General features: G+C 72.2%; 3 protein-coding genes. All 3 read right to left on the reverse strand.

What is annotated here, in order from left to right; genetic code table 11:
- Nucleotides 1–98: 98 nt before the first annotated feature.
- A complete protein-coding gene (locus AB1578_23015; protein MEW6490770.1) occupies nt 99–731 on the reverse strand; it encodes an RsmG family class I SAM-dependent methyltransferase in 633 nt (210 codons plus the stop codon).
- Nucleotides 728–2,602, reverse strand: a complete 1,875-nt coding sequence (gene mnmG, locus AB1578_23020) for a tRNA uridine-5-carboxymethylaminomethyl(34) synthesis enzyme MnmG (GenBank protein MEW6490771.1) — start codon at nt 2,600–2,602, stop codon at nt 728–730. The genes AB1578_23015 and mnmG overlap by 4 nt, the downstream gene beginning before the upstream one ends.
- A 131-nt stretch (nt 2,603–2,733) precedes the next feature.
- The coding region (locus AB1578_23025; protein MEW6490772.1) for a tRNA uridine-5-carboxymethylaminomethyl(34) synthesis GTPase MnmE at nt 2,734–3,195 on the reverse strand (462 nt) is incomplete at its 5' end.

Raw genomic sequence — 3,195 nt, forward strand, 5'->3', positions numbered from 1 at the left:
CTCCCCTGCGGGGCTCCCCGAACCCGCTCCGAAGAAAGATGGTGGACTTGGGGTGCCCGCGCGGGGTGTTTCACGTGAAACAACCCGCGCGGGAGGCGTCAGGGAACGAGGCGATAGACGGCCAGGCGTCGCGGCCCGACTCCCGGCGGCGGAGGGTACTCCAGGTCGCGGAGGAGCTCCCACCCCGAAATCTCGGGAGGGGGCTCGGGGCCGCGGAGCAGGAACGCCTGGCCGTCGGGCCGGAGAAAGGGCCGGGCGCCCGCGAGCAAGGCGGCGGGATCGGCCACGGCCCGGGCAGTGGCGGTCGCAAAGGACCCCAAGAGCTGGGGGTGGCGGCTCGTGTCCTCCATGCGGGCCGCAAGCACGTGCAGGGCCGGGAGGCCGAGGACGCGGGCGGCGTGGCGCAGGAAGCTCACCCGCTTGGCGAGGGGTTCCAGGCAGAACACGGGCGTTCCGGGAAAGCACAGGGCGATGGGAATGGCCGGGAGGCCCGCGCCGCTGCCGATATCGAGGAGGGGAAATGCGGGCGGGACGAGGAGGAAGGGGCAGAGGGCGTCGGCGATCTGCACCCGGATGCCGGAGAGGTCCCGCGGACCCACGAGGCGCAGGGACCGGTTCCAGCGCTCCAGTTCCCGGGCGTAGGTCTCGAGCCCCTGCCACGGCAGGGAGTCCGGGACCGGAAAGGGGAAGAGACCTCGCCACGGGGCTGGGGTGCCGCCCGGGGCACTCACGGGGAGACCCCGGCCTTTCGCAAGTGGATGAGCACCGCGGCGACGGACGCGGGGCGCATGCCGGGAAGGCGCTGGGCCTGGCCCAGGGTCAAGGGGCGGCCGCGGGCCAGGAGGTCGCGGACCTCGGGGGTGAGGCCGGCCACGGCGGCATAGTCCAGGTCCGGGGGGAGAGGGAGGGTTTCGAGGCGGGCCGTCTCCTCGAGACGCTGGCGGTCCCGGCGGACGTACCCCTCGTACTTCACGTCGACCTCCACCGTCTCTTCGTCCCGGCGGTCCGCGGCGGGCCAGCCCGGGGCGAGGGGCTTGAGGTGCGCGAGGGTGAGCTCGGGGCGGCGCAGGAGCTCCTCGAGAAGGACAGGCTCCCGCAGGGGCGCGGTGCCGGCCCCGCGCAGGATCTCATCGGAGGCCGGGGTCGGGCCGACACGCGTGGTAGACAGGTGGCGGCGCAGCTCCTCCAGGGCGGCCTGTCGAGCGCGAAACCGGACAGCCCGCGCGGGAGGCAGGCACCCGAGCCGTAGGGCCAGGGGGGTGAGGCGGAGGTCGGCGTTGTCCTCCCGGAGGAGCAGGCGGAACTCCGCGCGGCTCGTGAACATGCGGTACGGCTCGGTCACGCCGCGCGTGACCAGGTCGTCTACCAGCACTCCCAAGTACCCCTCGTGACGGCCCAGCACGACCCCCGCCCGGCCGGCCGCCCGCCGGGCCGCGTTGATGCCTGCCAGGAGACCCTGGGCGGCGGCTTCCTCGTAGCCGGAAGTGCCGTTGATCTGGCCCGCGAGGAAGAGCCCTTCCACGAGCTTGGACTCGAGGGTGGGAAAGAGGGTGCACGGGTCTGCGAAGTCATACTCCACGGCGTAGCCGGGCCGGAGGATCTCGGCGTCCTCCAGGCCGGGGATGGAACGCACGAGGCGAAGCTGGACGTCGAGGGGAAGGCTCGTGGAGATGCCGTTGGGGTAGATTTCGCGGGTCTGGTCCCCTTCGGGTTCGAGGAAGATCTGGTGGCGGTCCTTGTCGCCGAACCGGACGACCTTGTCCTCGATGCTGGGGCAGTAGCGGGGACCGATTCCCCGGATGACCCCCGCGTACAGGGGGGAACGATGCAGGCTGTCGCGAATGATGCGGTGGGTCTCGGGGGTGGTATAGGTCACGTGGCACGGGCGCTGGGACCGGGAAAAGCTCGGGGTGTCCACGGAAAACGGGACCGGGTCGGGATCCCCGGCCTGGGCCTCCAGCCCCTCCCAGCGGATCGAGTGGCCGTTGAGGCGGGGCGGTGTGCCGGTCTTGAGCCGCCCCAAGGGAAATCCGAGCCGGCGCAGGTCCTCCGGGAGGGCGGACGAAGGGGGATCGCCGGCGCGGCCGGCGGGAAAGCTCGACAGGCCGACGTGAACCATGCCGTTGAGGAAGGTGCCGGGGCACAGGACCGCGGCGCGGGCGCGCAGGCGGCAGCCGGCGCGGGTGTGGAGCCCGGCAAGCCGGTCCCCTTCGAGCCACAGGCCGACGGCCTCACCCTGGTGGAGGGTCAGTCCGGGATGGCCCTCGAGCACGGCCTTCATGTGCCGGGAGTAGCGGTGGCGATCGGCCTGGGCGCGGGTGGCCCACACGGCAGGGCCCTTGCGGGTGTTGAGGCGGCGCAACTGGAGGGCGGTGGCATCGGTGGCGCGGCCCATTTCTCCCCCCAGGGCATCCACCTCCCGGACCAGGTGGCCCTTGGCGAGCCCCCCGACCGCGGGATTGCAGGACATCTGCCCCACGGTGTCGAGGTTCATGGTGAGCAAGAGCGTGCGGGCCCCCAGGCGGGCCGCCGCGAGGGCGGCCTCGATGCCCGCGTGGCCGGCCCCGACCACTGCGACGTCAAAGGAAACGGGCCATTCCATGCGTCGTCCCCGTGGGGTGTTTCACGTGAAACAGTACCGGGTATGGGTCACGGTGGGCCGTTGGCTGTTGGCGATCGGCGCTTGGGAGACCGGAGCCCACGGTCTCACGCTTCACGCCTCACGTTACCCCCTCACTTCCCGATGCAAAACCGGGAGAAGATCTCCTCCAGCACGTCGTCCGGGGTGCCCCAGCCGAGGAGCTCCCCCAGGCAGCGGTGCGCCTCGTGGAGCTCGCTCGCCGCGACCTCGGGAAAGGTCCCCTGCTCCCAGGCCGCGAGCCCCCGGCGCAGGGCTGCCGCGGCGCGTTCTACGGCTTCCCGGTGGCGCCGGTGGGTAAGCGGTACGGCATCTCCGGTTCCGGTGCCTCCCCAGGCCGCCTGCCGAAGGGCTTCGAGGAGGGAATCGATCCTCGCGCCCGTGCGGGCCGAGACCACCAGCGGCTCTCCGCCGAGCACCCGTCGCAAGGCAGCCAGTGGGCGATCCCCCAGGTCCCCCTTGTTGACGACCCCGAGTACCCTCCCCCGGGAAGCCAGGCGCTGCGCCTCCTGGGCTTCGTCCTCTCCGAGCTCCCGGCTGCCGTCGGTCACGAAGAC

It is taken from the genome of Thermodesulfobacteriota bacterium (assembly GCA_040756475.1).
Classification (GTDB): domain Bacteria; phylum Desulfobacterota; class Deferrisomatia; order Deferrisomatales; family JACRMM01; genus JBFLZB01.

Coding starts and splice junctions, on each gene's coding strand:
- mnmG (MEW6490771.1), bottom strand. CDS start 2,602: ATGGAATGGCCCGTTTCCTTTGACGTCGCAGTGGTCGGGGCCGGCCAC.